This is a genomic window from Bradyrhizobium sp. PRIMUS42, from assembly GCF_023006515.1.
Classification (GTDB): Bacteria; Pseudomonadota; Alphaproteobacteria; order Rhizobiales; family Xanthobacteraceae; genus Bradyrhizobium.
In genome coordinates, this window is record NZ_JALBGZ010000056.1 from 1 (window position 1) to 17,154 (window position 17,154).

Genomic DNA, 17,154 nt, shown 5'->3' on the forward strand with positions numbered 1-17,154 from the left:
CGCGGCTACGCGCCGACGGTCTTCACCGACCTGCCGCGCCTGTTGGAACGCGCCGGCCCCGGCGAGGAAGGCACCGGCACGATCACCGGGATCTTCTCCGTGCTGGTCGACGGCGACGATCACAACGAGCCGATCGCCGACACCATCCGCAGCACGCTCGACGGGCACATCGTGCTCTCCAGGCACATCGCCGACCAGGCGCGCTATCCGGCCGTCGACGTTCTGGCCTCGGTCTCCCGCCTCGCCCACAACGTCTGGGACCCCGAGGAGCGCGAATTGGTGAGCAAGCTGCGCACCATGATCGCCAAATACGAGGACACGCGCGACCTTCGCCTGATGGGCGGGTATCAATCGGGACGTGATTCGAGCCTCGACCAGGCGGTCGACATCGTTCCGAGAATCTACGGCGCGATGCGGCAAGATACTTCGGCTCCTCCGAGCGCCGATCCGTTCCGCGAGCTCCGGGACATGCTCAGGGGCGACTAGCAGATGGAGGGGCCTAGCCGTCGCGCATCGCTCCTCGTTATCGACAGACGATTGTGCATGCGCGCCACGCTTCCAGCGCATGCACGCGCATAGCCGCCACTGATTTCGATTGTCCGCACATCCACCGTTCGGGTGACAGGATCGCACGGTGACGATCGAAGGGGCGATTCGAGGTCTACAGTCGCAACAACCAACGCGGGCAATTCCTGTGAGTTCCCTCGACCATTCCCCGACCGAACGTACAAGTTGTGGATGACTTGGCGGTATACGTCGCCGTCATGCACAAGCTTCGATCAACTTGCATCAACGACAGACAATAACGCGCAATGCAATCAAACCGTCGCATAGTTGCGTGCATGTTGCTCGTCGCGAAACGTATTGCTTCACCATCATGTGTTCCGACGAGCGGGATTGTCTTGAACGTTACATTCGATTGCAACGACATCCATCCCGCGAGTGTCTTGACTTGATTTTGTTGAGAAGCTCATTCATCGTTTCGGTTGAATACAAGAAACGTCTGCTCGTGACTTGAACTTTAGGGGCTTCGGTTGAACTACTCCGATCCATCGTCTGCTGGCGGCGGCAATTCGGGCTCCCGTGCGACGACGACGCTAGAGCTGGACACGATTTGCTCATCGGACACCTTCAGCCGTCCGGCGTCTCTCGGCGGATTCGTGAGCCAGGACGCAGCGCGGCTTCGGGGCGCCGCAGACGAAGTTCCGGGGACGAGGTAGATTCATGCCATTGGCGCGAGAAGCCGTCGAGCTGCTGGTTCAGGCGGCGAGGGCTTGGTATTTCGAAGGCAATCAGCATGGACTGCGTGATCGGGAATGGATGGCGCTGCGTTTTCTCGGTCGCGCGAACAGGTTTTCGCGCACGCCGTCCGCGCTCGCGGGCTTCATCGGCGCAACCAGAGCGACTGCATCGCAGATCGTGAAGACGCTGGAGAGCAGGTCGTTCCTGGTGCGGAAGCCGTCGCATGAGGACAAGCGTTCCGTCGTCCTGCACGTCACCGCCCAGGGCGAGAAATGCTTGAGCCAGCACGACCCGATCAATCACGTGGTGAATGCGGTCACGGCGCTCGGGAGCGACGAATGCGTCAGGCTGCGCGACTCGCTCCGCGAGGTCCTCAATCATCTCGACGCAGCTCATCAGCGGCTTGATGCCAGCGTCTGCCGGGACTGCATGTTTCTCGCCGAGCGCGGACCGGGCACTGGCAAGGGACGCGCAAGCGCCGAATTCATGTGCCGGCTGTATCGCGCTCCTGTCTCGCTCGAGGAGACGGAACTTCTGTGCACCAGTTTCGAGCGCACTCGCGACCGCCCGAAGATCGAAGAGCATCTCGACCGCGCGCGGATAGCGAGCCAGGGCTGACGCGCGCCCCGACGATGCGCGTGAATTTGCTTCTGGCGTTGCGGCGCTGAGCCGGGATCGCGAAGGCGACGCGGTGGTGCGCGGTGAGATGGGCCCCTCTCTCAACGTCGTCATTGCGAGCGCAGCGAAGCAATCCTGAGTCTTTCCACGGAGGGATTCTGGATTGCTCGTCGCCAGCACAAATTTGCTTCGCAGTATTGTCGCGGGCTCCTCGCAATGACGAAATGTGAGGCGATAGCTCGTTCTCCAAGCGACACTGTCGTTCCCCGCCTTGTGCGCAATTGCGCACTGGAGCGGGCGATGACACCGCGTGTGTGGCTGCTGCAGTGTCGTAGGGTGGGGCAAAGGCGCATAGCGCCGTGCCCACCTGGTCAATCTCGGTGCAAGCATGGCGGGCACGCTACGCTTTTGCCCACCCTACGATATCGAATTTGTGACGCGTAGCGCGACTCACAGAAACGCCTTCGCAGCCTCGCGGCTTGTTCGCCCGAGCTTTGCTTCGTCGCTCCACCCTCAAGTGCCCGCCCGGCCACGCCTCGCGTACCGACGCTGCCGCGTCCACCGCAAGCCCGGCGCGCGATGCGTGACGACACGAGATCGCCCCTCTCGGATGAGCCGGGATGGGCGACACATACGCAAAATCGAATTTCGATAAAGTGGAATACTTTCGGGGCGGAGAATTGACAGAGGCGACACAGCAAGGTGCGTAGCCCGGATGAGCGCAGCGACATCCGGGATCCCCGCAACTGACGTCCCGGGTATCGCTGCGCTCACCCGGGCTACGGAGCGGATATCACCTAAAACCCGCGCACAAAAAAACACCCGGCGGTTGCCCGCCGGGTGTCGTTAGGATGTCTCGACAGATCTTACCAGTTGCGCTGAGCGCGGAGGATCATGGCGACCGAGTCCTGATCCTTCAGCTGGTAAACCGCGGTCGGCTTGGCGGTCGTGACGTTCGGGACGAGACCAACCGTACCGGAGTACTTCTGGTCGAGATGGGTCCAGGAGACGTCAGCCGAGAACGTCAGGTTCTTGACCGGGGTCCAACGGGTGACGACACCCAGCTGGCCGATCGCGAAGTCCGGGTTACAACCCGTCACACCTGCCAGGCCGCCGAACACGCCGCCAGCACCGCCGGCGCCGCAGAGGGTGGTCTTGGCCAGGGTACCGAACTGGGCCTGAGCGTAGGCACCGTAGAGCGAGGAGTTCCAGGAGGGATCCCAGTTGTGGGTGTAAGCGCCACGGAAGCCCCAGGTCTTGACGGTTTCCTGCGAGCCGCCGGTCACGAACACCGTGTCGGGAGCGCTGGCGAAGCCGAGGCTGCCGTACGCGCCAGCAATGCCCGAGCTGCCGTACAGCGCGTAGCTGCTGCCCGCCAGGTTCTGGAAGTTATAGCGTGTCGCACCGTCGGTGTAGACGCCCTGGATGTTGATCGTGTCACCCGCGCCGGTCGGGATATTCTTGATCGACAGAGCGAGCTGCACTGCCCAGCCCCACTTGTCATCGGGGTGGCCGGTGGCCTCGTTCGCCCCATAATAACCGACGTGGTTGTCATGCGCCGCCACCGACGCCTGGAAGAGGCCCCAGGCCTGGTCGACGCGCACCTGAGCAACCAGGTTCGGCGAACGGGTGCCGCCGATGGCGTTGGTGCCGTACGAGCCGCCGATCATGCCGCCCACGGTCGCGCCGGTCATGTTGACGTTGCCGGCCTGATAGTAGGCCGAGACGTCTTCAGCCGAGAACGACGCCGTCACGCCCTGACCGAAGTCGGCGGTGTAGGTGAACTGGTTGACACCAGTGACCGTGCCGCTGCCGCCGACGAGGTTGTCGGTGAGGTTGCCGGGATAGTTGGTCCAGGGCGCGTCGAACTGCGACACGGCCTTACCCATGGTGAAGCCGGCGAACTGGATGAAGGCGTAGTACACGCCGAGCGCACCGCCCGAGGTGTTGCCGTCGGTGCCGTTGATGTTGCCGCTGCCATTCGAACCGACGAGGGCGGTGCCCGCGGCGTTCAGACCGAGCGTACCGCTGTACTGGGTGGCGCCCGTTGCCGAACCGGTGGGGGTATAGTTGCCGCTCGTCCAGGTGAAGACCGCATCGAAATAGGTGCGGACCACGCCGTACTCGGTCGCGGTGCGGGTGTCGATGTTGAGGTTTTCACGAGCGCGGAAGGTGTAGTAGTTCATCATCCGGTTGCGAGCACCGGCCGTACCGCTCAGGTTCGGATTGAAGTCCGTGTTGGAGCCGAGCACGGCGTCGGCGCGCACGTAACCACCGAGCTTGATGCAGGTGTCGGTGCCCGGGATGTAGTAGAAACCGGCGCCGTACAGCGAGCAGATCTTCACGTATTCGACGGCCTTGGCCTTCACGGGAAGATCGGCTGCGAACGCCCCGGAGGCGGCCATCAGGCCGGCAGCCGAGCCGAGAAAGAGTGTCTTCGTCAACTTCATTAGTAAACCTCCAGGTCGGTTCAGGGGGCTCGGCTCCTCGGTGGAGGCCGCTTGACCCTCTCAATTTCCGTTCAATTCAGGTCCGCACTGAAGGTCCGGACTGAAACGACAGTGAGGTGCCCCCCCTCCGTCGTGACCTCACATATAGTTTATAAAAACAATCACCTCAATTCATTGATTTAGTGAAGCGCAAGTTCAGAAGGGGATGTTGCCGGCGCGCAACAGGGGAGGAGGCGCACGGTACAAGTAGCTGCAACAAAAGAAAAAGCCCTCAGGGGGCATCCCGAGGGCTTTCTTGGAGGTCTCACATCGCCATCCATTGACAGTGGTCAAGAGCAGCAAATTCTGAGTACTGATGACGTAACTTGATTAATTGTTTTTTGCAAGCATTAAAGCGCTGCCATCATTTCCCGAATGAAGGGTTCCGCGCACGATCTTGAAGACGGCTCGCCAATATCCCGTTAAAGAGCGATCAGGGACAAAAACAAAAAAACAATGAAGGCAAGCGGGGGGACGCATGATCGAGAAGAAGCTCGACCGGGCGATTACAGACTTCATCTGGAACGTCGTCGAAATTCACGCCCAGCTGGAAGACATCCACACCAGCTGGGCCCGCCTGTTGGGCATCACCGAGCCGCAATGGCTGATCCTGATGGCGATCACGGAACTGGACGAAGGCCGAGGCGTCGCTGGAATCGAGATTGCGAACAAGCTGCGCGTTCACCCGGCCTTCGTGACGAACCAGACCAAGAGCCTCGAAAAGAGCGGCTTTCTATCGCGCCGGCCGGCAGCGGACGACGCACGCTTCGTCCTGATGTCGCTGACGGCGAAGGCGACGACGGAAATCGAGAAGCTGTCGAAGAGGAAGCTTGCCTTGAACTCGACCATGTTCAACGAGTTCGACGAGAAGTCCCTGGCTGAGTTGAACGCCGCGCTTGCGAAAATTGCCAAGAACGCCCGGCTGGCTGCCCGGTTGCTGGCAATCGACGCGTCGTGACCCGCCGATGCGCCGCTGACGCTGCTACAGGTAGGTGACGGAATCCAGCTGGCGGCCGGCTCCCAGCTTGCTGTCGAGCCATTCGAGAATGAAATCGTCGACAGCCACGAAATTCTCGACCTCGCCCAGTGGATGTGGGATGCAGTTCGGCACGACCGTCGAACAGTCCGCTCCGGCCTGCTGATAGCCGGTTTGCAGCGCGAGCGCGTCCTCTTCCCACACCATCGAGCGACTCCCGACGACCACGAGAAGCGGGCAAGGTATGCGACGCGACGGCAGCAGCCAATCCGGCGGGGTCGCGGCCTGCTCGACGCCACTCTTCCGACGTAGCCATGCCCGGCGCATGATCGGTGTCGCGATGCCGCCGTCGCACACTGCGGCAGCGATCCTGCGATCCGACAGGGCAAGGCGGGACGCATGACTGGCGCCTACTCCTTCGCCATAGACTGCAATCCGTCGCGAATCGACGTCCGGGCGAGCCCCGAGATAGTCGAGCCAGCATGCAAGCATATGCTCCGGCCTGAGGGGGCGACGGATGGACGAGTTGCCCGCATGAACGATCAGAAGCGATATGTTCCGGCGGCAGAGGGCCGGCGACAATCTGCTCATCATCTCGCTCAGGGCGACCTCCTCGTCGGCGATGCAGATCAGGACGGGGGAAGGCCCCTGATGGAACGCCGGCCGGAAGAGGCCGGTCAACGGCCCTTGATCGAGGCCGTCTATTTTCACATTCTGGATCGCCGGACCGACCTCATCCTCCAAGCCCCGCAGGCCGATATCGAGCCTGTCCGTGAGGTCGCCATCCGCGAGATCTCCCGGACAAGACACACTTCGCGCGACTTCGAGCGCCGTCAGCGAGCACAGCCACGCTTCCAGGGCAATCGGGGCTGACTCGTCCCTTCGCCCGGATTCGGCGGATATCCGGTAGTCGTCTGCGACCCTCAACCAGTCCGAAACCCACAGATGCCTGGACGTCTCTCGCGCCAGATCTGCGACGGACAGGCTATCGAAAAATTCGGACGCGCGGTGGCGCAAGCGTGCCAGGCTCGCACCCGCGCCATCGCACGAGCCGTGAGGCCAATGATCACATTCCATGTCAGTCCCCCGACGGCGCAGTCAGCGAATACCAAGACTTGAATTATCAGGGCTTGGATTCCCCAGACTTGCCGGCTGCACTTTCAGCGGAGCGCTAGACGAAATTGTCGGTCGGCAAACGAGCCGGTGCGGATACGAAATCCAACCCGGCTCACCTCAATCGTCACGCTGCAGCTCCAGTGCTGATAGTTGGTTAGGGCCCCACGCCATACTGCCATTTTCGCGGTTCGGAGTTGTAGTTTTTTGTTGCAACCGAATGAGTAAAATTTGGATCGCGCTTGATGACGGAGGAGGCACAAACGTCTCAGCATCCTCATGAATTTTCATGACGACAGTGTACTTGCCGCTGATCACGATCTCGCGAGAATCCGGCTGCTTGTCGCCCCGTCGATACCGAACTCGTGGTCACGCGGTTTGCGCTGGGGCCGCGCAACAAATGCCATCTTTTCGAATTTCGGCTGATACGAATAGCCTCACCGCGCAGGCGGAGCATCCTCTTGCTGATCCCGTCCCATGGATGACGGTCTTTCCCTGCAGCGGCGGTGCTCGCGGCTCACGCGCGAACGAAGCGGGAATATCGGCAGCATCTTGTATGCATTATCCCAGTTGCCATCCCCGCGCACTTCGCTTTACATGCCGGCAACTCGCCCGCGGATGACGGCCGGGACTCAAAATCGCACACATTGTCAAAGGGACGGAGCATGGCGCGCAACATATTGATTCTGGGGGCTTCTTACGGCTCCCTGCTGGGCACGAAGCTGCTGATGGCGGGGCACAACGTGACCTTGGTCTGCCGCGCCAAGACTGCGGAGCTGATCAACCGCGAAGGTACCGAGGTGCGCATCAAATTGCGTGACGAGGCGGCGCACCGGGCGATCTTCTCGCGCAACCTGCCCGGCAAGCTCGACGCCGTGACCCCGGCCAATGTCGATCTCTCCCGCTACGATCTGGTCGGTCTGGCGATGCAGGAGCCGCAATACACCAACCACACCGTGCGCGTTCTCATGGTCAAGATCGCCGCGGCGAAGCTGCCGTGCCTGTCGATCATGAACATGCCGCCGCTGCCCTATCTGAAGCGGATCCCGGCGCTCGCCGACATGGATCTCGAAGAGGCCTACACCAATGCGCAGGTGTGGGAGCGGTTCGAGCCGGGCCTCGTGACGCTGTGCTCACCAGACCCCCAGGCATTCCGTCCGCCGGAAGAAGCCGCCAACGTGCTGCATGTCGGCCTGCCCACCAACTTCAAGGCGTCGGTCTTCGCAGACGAGAAGCACAACAAGGTGCTGCGCGAACTCGAATCCGACATCGACGCGGTGACGCTCGACGGCCACGACGTGCCGGTGAAGCTGAAGGTGTTCGATTCTCTGTTCGTGCCACTGGCGAAATGGTCGATGCTGCTGACGGGCAATTACCGCTGCATCACGCCGAGCGAGCCGCAGTCGATCCGCGAAGCCGTGCATGGTGACCTCCAGCGCTCACAGACGATCTACGACCATGTCGACGCCATCGCGCGCCGCCTCGGCGCCGATCCGCAGGACCAGGTGCCGTTCGCGAAATACGCCAAGGCCGCCGAAAGCCTGCTCAAGCCGTCATCGGCGGCGCGCGCGGTCGCGAGCGGCGCGCCCTTCATCGAGCGCGTCGACCTGCTGGTGAAGCTGATCTCGCATCAGCTCGGCGTGCCCAATGCCGAGATCGACCGCACGGTCGACACCGTGGACCAGAAGCTGAACGAGAAGATCGTGCAGGGCGGCTCCGGCGCGCAATAAGCGCTTTCGTTTCCAGCGAAGCGTGGCTTCAAGCCGTCAGGAAGGATTGAAGCCAGATCAGGCCGGTCACGGCAACCAGCGTGACCGCACCGTCGCGCTCGGGCAGCACGTTCTCGTCCTTGAGGATGAGGCCGGTCATGCGGTCGGCCTCGAACTCCATCATGGTCGGCAGCTGCTCTTTCGGCACGCGCTGGTAGTAGTTGGTGTAGTCGACCGAGGTCGAGGCGTTCTCGTTGCCGCCGACGCGGAGCACGGTCTGGGAGAATTCGCCGACGGGGTGCTTCGAGGTGCCCTTGAACATCAGGTGCTCGAGGAAGTGGGCGAGGCCGGACTTGCCCGGCGTCTCGTCGGCCGAGCCGACCTTGTACCAGATCATCTCCGTGACGACGGGCGTGCGGTGATCGGGGATCACCACGACCTGCATGCCATTGCCGAGCGTGAAGCTGGCGGGCGGGGCCGACGTCACCGTGGTCTGGGCAAGGGCCCCACCGGCTGTCAGGACACTGGTCGAAAGCAGCGCGGCAAGGAGGCAGGCAGCCGATCGGTTTACGGACATCATGATCCTTATCAAGGGCCGAGGTCCGGATGTCCGGCTCGGAGGCACGGTATGGTACACCGTGCGGCTGAGGCTTCGCGTCACGAAGCAGAGAACTCAACGCGGTGGCAAGTTACTGATAAGCAATCATGACCGGCATCGGGCGGACATGGGCCCGCCGGCACTCGGTTCGCTTCTGCAGAACAACGCGGCAGGACAGGAACGCTATTGTTCCTTGTCCTTGCCCGACATGATGTCGAAATAAGTCCGCCGCGTTTTGTCCTGTCCGGCGCCATAGGAGTAATTCGGCGACGGTGTCTGATAGCCCGGGGGCGGCTCGACCAGCGACTGGCGCGGCGGCTCGCTGGTGAATTTCTTCTCTTCGGCGCTGTTGCCGCCCTTCATCATGTTCCACAGACCACCGGAGAAGCCGAGCTCGGCGGGACTGAGCGACGGATTGCCGTTGGTGCCCGGCTGGATCGGGTCGTTGCTCGTCCGGGGCGCCGCGGCGACCTGACCGGCCTTCATCTCGGCGGGCGTCAGGGGGCGGGCGGCCTGCCAGTTCTCCGTTTCCTTGGTCGCCTTCTTGCGCGCGGCGATGGCTTCCTTGCGGCGCTTTTCCTCGGGGTCCTTGGGCCAGTTCGGGGCATTCTTGGCCTGGGTCGCGGGGGGCGGCAGGTCCAGCTTGGGTGGCACGACCAGCGGCGAGCGCTCGCGGTACTCGATGCCGGGCTTTTCCATGCTCTTGGCGCCGATGCCGGACATCAGATTGTCGATGATCTTCTCTTCGAAGGTCATCCCGTCATCTTCATCGTCGTCGTCACCGGCGCGAGCCGCGCCAGCCGACATGACGAGACCGATGCCGAGCGCGACAGCGGACAATTTCAACGCCCGCCAGAACCCCCATTGGGGGTCTCGAACCATCGAACCGCTGGTCTTCGAGCTGCGCATTACTGTACCTGTTCCATATTGTGGCAGATTGCCGCTCAAACGCGGCCTAACCCTCGCAAAAGCCGGGTTCCACCTGCCGGTCCGTATCGGCCGGGATCAGGGCGCTTTTGCGGCGGGTACCCCCAGGAAGGAATCATACAATAGGGCTGCGACCCCAGCAACGATGGCCACGTCCGCGAGGTTAAACACATACCAATTATAGGTATTTCCGCCGATCTCGATGTGGAACAGGGCGAAATCGACCACCGCGCCATAAGCCAGTCGGTCGATGCTATTGCCGATGGCGCCGCCGATGATCAGGCCCAGTGCGACCGTGGCGAGAAGGGTGTGCGAGCGGGCCATCCAGATTGCCAGCGCGACCACGGCGAGGACCTTGACCGCCATCAGCGCCAGCTGCGCCGCCTGGCTGTCGTTCTGGAGCCAGCCGAAGCTGATGCCGATGTTCCAGGCCAGCACCAGGTCGAAGAACGGCGTCACCTTCACCGCGCCGCGACGGGCGAGGTCGAACACGTTCAGCAGCCACAGCTTTGAGGCCTGGTCGGCCACGAGCGTGACCATTGCCGCGAAGATGCCAGCGCCGAGCGGGGTCATGGGGATCAGACCGCTACCCCCAACGCCTTCCATTCGCGCAGCGCCTTCGCGTCGCGCGGGGTGACGTCGGGGTATTCAGCGTCGTCGCCGACCATCGGGGAGATCTTCCAGGAGCGAGCGCATTTGGTGCCGACCGCCTTCTCCACCACGACCGCGACACCGGGCACCGCATCGAGACGGAACGCAGCTGCCGGCGCCTCGCCCTCACGCACCTCGTAATTCGAGGTGATGCAGATCTCGGCGAGATCAACGTCGAACAGCGTCGCCAGCATGTCGCGGTCGGCGACATAGATCACCGGCGATGCCTCCAGCGACGAGCCGATGTTCTTGGCGGCGCGTTCGAGCTCGAGCGCGCCGGTGACGACGCGGCGGACGTTGCGGATCGTCTCCCATTTCGCGGCGAGCTTGTCGTCGCGCAAGCCTTCGAGATCGGCCGGGAACAGTGTCAGATGCACCGACGGTTCGGCCTCGGGCCGGTACATGCGCCAGCCTTCCTCCGCGGTGAAACTGAGGATCGGCGCCAGCCATTTCAGGATCGAGGCGCACAGCAGATCGATCGTCGTCAGCGCCGCCTTGCGCGTCAGCGAGGACGGCGGATCGCAATACAGCGTGTCCTTGCGGATATCGAAATAGAACGCCGATAGCTCGCTGTTCAGGAACGCAGACAGGATCGCGACCACTGTCTTGAAGTCGAACTCACGATAGGCCTTGTCGACGGCGGCGGCGCGACCTGCGAGCTCGTGCAGCATCAGCCGCTCGAGCTCGGGCATCTCGGCCGGCGCGACTGCGTCGGCCGGCTTGTAATGATGCAGCGTGCCGAGCATCCAGCGCACGGTGTTGCGCAGCTTGCGATAGGTCTCGACCGTGTTCTTCAGGATCTCGGGGCCGATGCGCTGGTCGTCGGTGTAGTCGCAGGAGGCGACCCAGAGCCGGAGGATGTCGGCGCCGGATTCCTTGATGACGGCCTGCGGCTCGATGGTGTTGCCGAGCGACTTCGACATCTTGCGGCCGTCCTCGGCCTGAGTGAAGCCGTGGGTCAGCACGATGTCGTAGGGCGCGCGTCCGCGGGTGCCGCAGCTTTCCAGCAGCGAGGAGTGGAACCAGCCGCGATGCTGGTCCGAGCCTTCCAGATACATCACGGTGTCGGTGCCGCCGTCGACCTTGCGCTTGATGCCTGACAGCCCCGGGAAATGCACGGGGTCTTCGAGCACGAAAGCGTGCGTCGAGCCGGAATCGAACCAGACGTCGAGGATGTCGTCGACCTTCTGCCAATCCTCGCTCGCGCACGGGCCCAGGAAGCGCTCACGGGCGCCTGTCGCATACCAGGCGTCGGCGCCTTCCTTCTCGAAGGCCTCTCCGATACGCGCGTTCACCGCCTCGTCCTGGAGAACCTCGGCTGAGCCGTCGCCCTTCTCGCGCACGAATACGGCGATCGGTACGCCCCAGGCGCGCTGGCGAGAGATCACCCAGTCCGGGCGCGCCTCGATCATGCCGTTGATGCGGTTTTCGCCCGACGGCGGCACCCATTGCGTTACCGAGATCGCGTGCAACGCGCGGGCGCGCAGCGTGTCGCCCCTCTTTGCCTTGCCGCTCACCGCCACATCCTTGTCCATCGCAATGAACCATTGCGGTGTATTGCGGAAGATCACCGGCTTCTTGGAGCGCCAGGAGTGCGGATATTGATGCTTGAGCCGGCCGCGCGCGAGCAGCATGCCCCTTTCGACGAGCGCCTTGATCACGCCCTCGTTGGCGTCGCCCTTCTCGCCCTTGTCGTTGATGACGCGCTTGCCGGTAAAGCCCGGCGCATGATCGGTGTAGCCACCGTTCTCGTCGACGGTATACGGGATCGCCGTGTTGATGCCGCGCGCATCGAGATCGCGCGCCTGCGCCATCCAGGCGTCGAAGTCCTCGCGGCCATGGCCGGGCGCGGTGTGCACGAAGCCGGTGCCGGTGTCGTCGGTGACGTGGTCGCCGGGCAATAGCGGCACGATGAAGTCATAGCCGCCGGCAAGGCCCTTCAGCGGATGCGCGCATTCGATCGCGTCCATGGTGTCGCCGGGGATGTCGCGGACCTTTTCATAGGCCGTCACGCGCGCCTGCTTGAAGACCTCTTCAGCGAGCGCGTCGGCGAGGATCAGGAGATCGCCGGTCTTGGTCCAATTGTCTGCGGGCGCGTCCGTCACCTTGTACAGGCCGTAGGCGATCTTCGGCGAGAACGAGATGGCGCGGTTGCCGGGCAGCGTCCAGGGCGTGGTGGTCCAGATCACGACGCTTGCGGCAGCAAGCGCGCCATGCGCGGGGGAGGTGACCGGGAATTTCACCCACACGGTATCGGAGGTGTAGTCCTCGTACTCGACCTCGGCTTCGGCGAGTGCCGTCTTCTCGACCACGCTCCACATCACCGGCTTGGAGCCGCGATAGAGCGTGCCGTTGGCGGCGAACTTCATCAGTTCGCGCGCGATCTGGGCTTCGGCCGGATAGCTCATGGTGGCGTAGGGATGGTCCCAGTCGCCGATGACGCCGAGGCGCTTGAACTCTTCACGTTGCACGCCGAGCCAATGCGTGGCGTAGGCGCGGCATTCCCGGCGGAAATCGATCATCGCGGTACTGTCGCGGAAGTCGGGCTTCTGCTTGCCCTTCTTGCGATAGTGCTCTTCCTCGACCTTCCATTCGATCGGCAGGCCGTGGCAGTCCCAGCCCGGCACGTAGTTGGAATCGAAGCCGAGCATCTGCTGGCTCTTGGTGACGAGGTCCTTCAGGATCTTGTTCAGCGCCGTGCCGATATGGATGTTGCCATTGGCGTAGGGCGGGCCGTCATGCAGCACGAACTTGGCGCGGCCCTTCGCACTCTCGCGCAGCTTCTCGTAGAGGCCGATGTCGTACCAGCGCTTGAGGATTTCCGGCTCGCGCTGCGGCAGGCCGGCGCGCATCGGGAAATCCGTCTGCGGCAGGAACAGGGTCTTCGAATAGTCTTTGGCTTCAGACTTTTGGGACTTTTGCGGCTTTTCGGACATGAGGCTGACTGGCTCGGAAGGGCGCGGGAAACGAATGGCGATGCGGAATCGCGGGGTGAAACGACAAAATCCCGGTCTTGCGCCGAGCCCTTGGGCTCAGGCGGAAGCCGGGCCGCTAATCCCTATGATGCGCCGCGAAAACATGGGCTTTCCATAGCAGGGGGACGGGGGAAGCGCAAAGGTTGGGGGAGGCCGGGTTTCAAGCTCAATCGATCACGCCCAGCATCGGAAACGCGTCCGGGGCCGCGGCCAGCATAGAGCGGGCGCGGGCGGAATCGTCGTCCATCTGGCGGATCAGGGCGTCGAGGCTGTCGAATTTCAACTCCTCGCGGATGAAGCCGACGAAGGCGCAGTCGAGGAGCTGCCCGTAAAGGTCGCCTTTGAAGTCGAACAGGAATATCTCGAGCAGTGGGGCGCCATTATCAAAGGTCGGACGGCGGCCGAAGCTCGCCACGCCGTCCAACCGCTCGGCGCCGCGGCCGACCCGCACGGCGTAGATGCCGTGCTTCAGGCCGCAATTGGCATCCAGGCGGATGTTGGCCGTGGGATAGCCGAGATCGCGGCCGCGCTTCTCGCCGTGAATGACCTCACCGGTGACGAACCAGGGCGCGCCCAGCATGGTGGTCGCCTCCTCCAGTTGGCCCTCGGCGAGCGCGATCCGGATGGCGCTGGAGGACACCGGCCGCTCGTCGATATCGACATGCGGCTGCACATCGACCTCGATGCCGAGCCGGGGCGCCTCGTTGACCAGCAGGCTCGGCGAGCCGACGCGTCCTTTGCCGAAATGGAAGTCGTAGCCGACGGCGATGCCGCTGACGCCAAGGCGCCCGATCAGGTCATGGTGAATGAAATCTTGCGCACTGGTCCCGGCGCGCGCCTTGTCGAAGGTCATGACCACGGCGCCTGCCAGCCCGGTGCCGGCCAGAAGCCGCAGCTTGGCCGGCTCGTCCGTCAGACGGAATTGCGGGGTGTTGGGGCTGAAAAACCGCCGCGGATGCGGCTCGAAGGTCAGCGCCAGCGCGGGGCGGCCCTGCACCCGGCCCATTTCGAGGGCTGCGGCGATCACGGCGCGATGGCCGAGATGAACCCCGTCGAAATTGCCCATGGCGACCACGGCACCCCTTGGAATAGCGGAGGTCGGCGTGGTGTCGCGGATAACGGTAAAATGCGGAGCCATCAGGGGAATTCTCGAACCGGCAGGACCGGCCGGGACCGTGGCGCGACCGGCCGGATGAAGTCAAGCGGGAGGGGGCGGCCGGACCGAACACGATTTCAGTCCTTGGGGGGCGTCCCCAATTAACGGGCTGTTTAACGCCTTGGTGCTAGTCCTTGAGTGTGGAACCGCCGGGCTCCGGCCCTGGCAGGTCCGATCGTAATATTCCTGGTTTGCGTTGGGGGAGTCGAGATGGCGGTTGATTTGTCGATGCCGGTTCTGGTGGTGGATGACTATAGCACCATGATCCGTATCATCAGGAATCTGCTGAAGCAGCTTGGCTTCGAGAACATCGACGATGCCAGCGACGGTTCGGCAGCGCTGAACAAGATGCGCGGCAAGAAGTACGGGCTCGTGATCTCCGACTGGAACATGGAGCCGATGACGGGTTACGACCTGCTGCGCGAAGTGCGCGCGGATCCGAACCTCGCCACCACGCCCTTCATCATGATCACGGCGGAATCCAAGACCGAGAACGTGATCGCCGCCAAGAAGGCTGGCGTGAACAACTACATCGTCAAGCCGTTCAACGCGGCGACGTTGAAGACCAAGATCGAGGCGGTCTTCCCGGACATGGCGAGCGCGTAAGGCGCTTCGAAGCCATCAGGTGAATTCGGAAAAGCCCGGGCTGGTCCCGGGCTTTTTGCGTTGGGTTCGTCATTCCGGGGCGGTGCGCGAGCACCGAGCCCGGAATCTCGAGATCCCGGGTCTGGTCCTTCGGACCATCCCGGGATGACGGCTAGATCGTCACCACTTCAATTCGCGCATCAGCGCCTTTGGCGGGTGGCCGAACAATTCCATCACCGATGTCGGGTCGAGCTGGTCGAGGCCCTCGAACTCCTCGGCATGGATGCCGCGGGTCACGAACAGGCAATCGATGCCGAATTCGCGCGCGCCGGTTAAGTCGGTGCGGACGGAATCGCCGATCGCCAGCACCTTTTTCCGGTCGATCGGATGACCCTGGCGTTCACCGGCCAGCGCCATCGCGCGCTCATAGATCGGGCGATGCGGCTTGCCGTAGAAGATCACTTCGCCGCCGAGCTCGCGATAGAGCTCCGCAATGGCGCCGGCGCAATAGATCAGCCGGTCGCCGCGTTCCACCACGATATCGGGGTTGGCGCAGACTAGCGTCAGCTTGCGCTCGCGCGCCTTCAGCATCATGCCGCGATAATCTTCCGCCGTCTCGGTCTCGTCGTCATAAAGGCCGGTGCAGACGATGTAATCGGCTTCCTCCAGCGGCGCGGTTGTTGCGTCGAGGCCGCGATAGATCGAGTTGTCGCGCTCGGGGCCGAGCCAGAACATCTTGCGGCCGGGATGATCGGCGACATAGAGCCGCGTCAGGTCGCCCGAAGACACGATCGCGTCATAGGTCTCGTCGGCCACGCCGAGCTTGCGCAATTGCCGCTGCACCGAGTCGGCTGGCCGCGGTGCGTTGGTGATCAGGATCACCGTACCGCCGCGGCTGCGATAGGTGTGCAGCGCCTCGCAGGCCTCGGGGAAGGATTCGAGGCCGTTGTGGACCACGCCCCAGATGTCGCTGAGCACGACATCGACGCCACCCACGAGTTCGCGCAGGCTTTCGGCGAAATGTAGCGTGGTCATGATGCGCGCGGCCCGTTAGATGCGGCGCGCGAGCGCCGCGTTGCCGGTGATGCGTTGTGCCGGAATTGCGGCTGAAGTCGCGCCAGATGTCGTGCCTTGGCTGGGGGGAGCGGAGCCATTGGATCCCTGAATGTCCTGCGCCTGGTTCGGCGCGGCCCCGCCGGTAGCAGATGCCCCCTCCGGCCGCAATGGCCGGGGCGGCGCGAACAGGAAGCCCTGGCCGAACCGCACGTCATAGTCGAGCAGGTCGACGACCGCGCGCTCGCCTTCGATCCTTTCGGCGATCAGGTCGATGCCGAAGCGGCCCAGCAGATCGGAGAGGTCGGAGGGGTGGATGTCCGAGGCCGAGGCCTGCCTGGGGTCGAGCAGCAGCGTGGCCGGCACCTTGATGAAGCGCACCCCGCGGTCGGCCAGCTCGCGCGGTTCGATCCTGAGATCCGTGACATGGTCGATCGAGAAACGGAAGCCGCGCTGGGCGAGCGCCGCGAGATTCTCGGTCTCGGCCGGGCCGAGATTGCGGAATGTCGATTGCTTGAACTCCAGCACCAGCGAAGGCGCCAGCGCCCGGTTGGCTTCGAGGAAGTCGAGGCATTGTGCGAAGGTGGTGGAATTGCCGAGCGTGGAAGCCGCGACGTTGCAGAACACGCCGACGTCCTTGTTGCGCACCATCAGGCGCCGCAGCACCTGCACACAGCGCAGCATCACCATGTTGTCGATGCGCCCGATCAGCCCGGAAGCCTCCGCGATGCTGATGAACTCCTCGGCTGCGATCAGCTGGTCGCGCTCATCGCGCAGGCGCGTCACCGCTTCGTAGAACCGCACCTTGCGCTGCGGCAGCGTCACCATCGGCTGGAGGAAGATGTCGATGCGGTTCTCGTCGATGGCGTTGCGCATCGTCGCCAGCAGTTGAGTCTGGTTGCGCGGGGAAGCCGTCTGAATCGGGTTGGTGGTCTGGCTCTGGACCGCTGGCGCCTGAGCCGGCCGCGGCTGGGCCAGCGGAGGTGCTGCGGGATGCGGGTGAGGGGCAGTCTTACGCTCTTCGAACGGCGCAATCAGATCGATCGGCGCCTCCGTATCGGA

General features: G+C 63.3%; 12 protein-coding genes and 2 pseudogenes. 5 read left to right on the forward strand and 9 right to left on the reverse strand.

The window, feature by feature from the left end; translation table 11 throughout:
- Positions 1-486, forward strand: a pseudogene (gene fliI / locus MOV75_RS07935) (flagellum-specific ATP synthase FliI); the annotation flags it as partial.
- Positions 487-1,224: 738 nt separating this feature from the next.
- Positions 1,225-1,860: a MarR family winged helix-turn-helix transcriptional regulator gene (locus MOV75_RS07940; protein ID WP_246925815.1), complete on the forward strand. Its 636-nt coding sequence runs from the start codon at positions 1,225-1,227 to the stop codon at positions 1,858-1,860.
- An 866-nt stretch (positions 1,861-2,726) separates the two neighbouring features.
- Here the strand turns inward: MOV75_RS07940 and MOV75_RS07945 are convergent.
- Entirely contained in the window at positions 2,727-4,310 is a 1,584-nt protein-coding gene (locus MOV75_RS07945) for a porin (RefSeq protein WP_246925814.1), read from the reverse strand.
- 517 nt (positions 4,311-4,827) lie between these two features.
- Here MOV75_RS07945 and MOV75_RS07950 point away from each other — a divergent pair.
- Positions 4,828-5,307 (forward strand): MarR family winged helix-turn-helix transcriptional regulator, encoded by a 480-nt coding sequence (locus MOV75_RS07950; protein ID WP_246925812.1) that lies wholly within the window; start codon positions 4,828-4,830, stop codon positions 5,305-5,307.
- Between the two features lie 24 nt (positions 5,308-5,331).
- Here the strand turns inward: MOV75_RS07950 and MOV75_RS07955 are convergent, their stop codons facing one another.
- Entirely contained in the window at positions 5,332-6,342 is a 1,011-nt protein-coding gene (locus MOV75_RS07955; protein ID WP_309486816.1) for an alpha/beta hydrolase, read from the reverse strand.
- A gap of 761 nt (positions 6,343-7,103) precedes the next feature.
- Between MOV75_RS07955 and MOV75_RS07960 the strand changes: the two genes are divergently transcribed.
- A complete protein-coding gene (locus MOV75_RS07960) occupies positions 7,104-8,168 on the forward strand; it encodes a ketopantoate reductase family protein (protein WP_246925806.1) in 1,065 nt (354 codons plus the stop codon).
- A 91-nt stretch (positions 8,169-8,259) separates the two neighbouring features.
- Here the strand turns inward: MOV75_RS07960 and MOV75_RS07965 are convergent.
- The 5 genes and pseudogenes from MOV75_RS07965 to MOV75_RS07985 form a co-directional block, all read right to left on the reverse strand.
- Positions 8,260-8,724, reverse strand: a pseudogene (locus MOV75_RS07965) (M16 family metallopeptidase); the annotation flags it as partial.
- A 204-nt stretch (positions 8,725-8,928) separates the two neighbouring features.
- Positions 8,929-9,654 carry a hypothetical protein gene (locus MOV75_RS07970; RefSeq protein ID WP_246927076.1) on the reverse strand — a complete coding sequence of 242 codons (726 nt, stop codon included), beginning with the start codon at positions 9,652-9,654 and terminating at the stop codon, positions 8,929-8,931.
- A gap of 96 nt (positions 9,655-9,750) precedes the next feature.
- Entirely contained in the window at positions 9,751-10,245 is a 495-nt protein-coding gene (lspA, locus tag MOV75_RS07975) for a signal peptidase II (protein ID WP_246927073.1), read from the reverse strand.
- Positions 10,246-10,250: 5 nt separating this feature from the next.
- Positions 10,251-13,259: an isoleucine--tRNA ligase gene (ileS, locus tag MOV75_RS07980; protein ID WP_246927070.1), complete on the reverse strand. Its 3,009-nt coding sequence runs from the start codon at positions 13,257-13,259 to the stop codon at positions 10,251-10,253.
- Positions 13,260-13,464: 205 nt separating this feature from the next.
- Positions 13,465-14,436, reverse strand: coding sequence for a bifunctional riboflavin kinase/FAD synthetase (locus MOV75_RS07985; protein ID WP_246927066.1), 972 nt, complete (start codon positions 14,434-14,436; stop codon positions 13,465-13,467).
- A 228-nt stretch (positions 14,437-14,664) separates the two neighbouring features.
- Between MOV75_RS07985 and MOV75_RS07990 the strand changes: the two genes are divergently transcribed.
- Positions 14,665-15,060, forward strand: a complete 396-nt coding sequence (locus MOV75_RS07990) for a response regulator (RefSeq protein WP_008567674.1) — start codon at positions 14,665-14,667, stop codon at positions 15,058-15,060.
- Between the two features lie 159 nt (positions 15,061-15,219).
- Here MOV75_RS07990 and MOV75_RS07995 read toward each other — a convergent pair whose 3' ends face one another.
- Together MOV75_RS07995 and MOV75_RS08000 are read right to left on the reverse strand one after the other, a co-directional pair.
- A complete protein-coding gene (locus MOV75_RS07995) occupies positions 15,220-16,074 on the reverse strand; it encodes a TIGR01459 family HAD-type hydrolase (RefSeq protein ID WP_246927060.1) in 855 nt (284 codons plus the stop codon).
- Between the two features lie 15 nt (positions 16,075-16,089).
- Positions 16,090-17,154, reverse strand: a 1,065-nt coding sequence (locus MOV75_RS08000; RefSeq protein ID WP_247005311.1) for an EAL domain-containing protein, incomplete at its 5' end; no start/stop codon positions are given.

Excerpts from the sequence above, each read along its gene's own strand:
- MOV75_RS07940 (WP_246925815.1), top strand. The coding sequence starts at position 1,225 with ATGCCATTGGCGCGAGAAGCCGTCGAGCTGCTGGTTCAGGCGGCGAGG.
- MOV75_RS07945 (WP_246925814.1), bottom strand. The coding sequence starts at position 4,310 with ATGAAGTTGACGAAGACACTCTTTCTCGGCTCGGCTGCCGGCCTGATG.
- MOV75_RS07950 (WP_246925812.1), top strand. The coding sequence starts at position 4,828 with ATGATCGAGAAGAAGCTCGACCGGGCGATTACAGACTTCATCTGGAAC.
- MOV75_RS07960 (WP_246925806.1), top strand. The coding sequence starts at position 7,104 with ATGGCGCGCAACATATTGATTCTGGGGGCTTCTTACGGCTCCCTGCTG.
- MOV75_RS07970 (WP_246927076.1), bottom strand. The coding sequence starts at position 9,654 with ATGCGCAGCTCGAAGACCAGCGGTTCGATGGTTCGAGACCCCCAATGG.
- lspA (WP_246927073.1), bottom strand. The coding sequence starts at position 10,245 with ATGACCCCGCTCGGCGCTGGCATCTTCGCGGCAATGGTCACGCTCGTG.
- ileS (WP_246927070.1), bottom strand. The coding sequence starts at position 13,259 with ATGTCCGAAAAGCCGCAAAAGTCCCAAAAGTCTGAAGCCAAAGACTAT.
- MOV75_RS07985 (WP_246927066.1), bottom strand. The coding sequence starts at position 14,436 with ATGGCTCCGCATTTTACCGTTATCCGCGACACCACGCCGACCTCCGCT.
- MOV75_RS07990 (WP_008567674.1), top strand. The coding sequence starts at position 14,665 with ATGGCGGTTGATTTGTCGATGCCGGTTCTGGTGGTGGATGACTATAGC.
- MOV75_RS07995 (WP_246927060.1), bottom strand. The coding sequence starts at position 16,074 with ATGACCACGCTACATTTCGCCGAAAGCCTGCGCGAACTCGTGGGTGGC.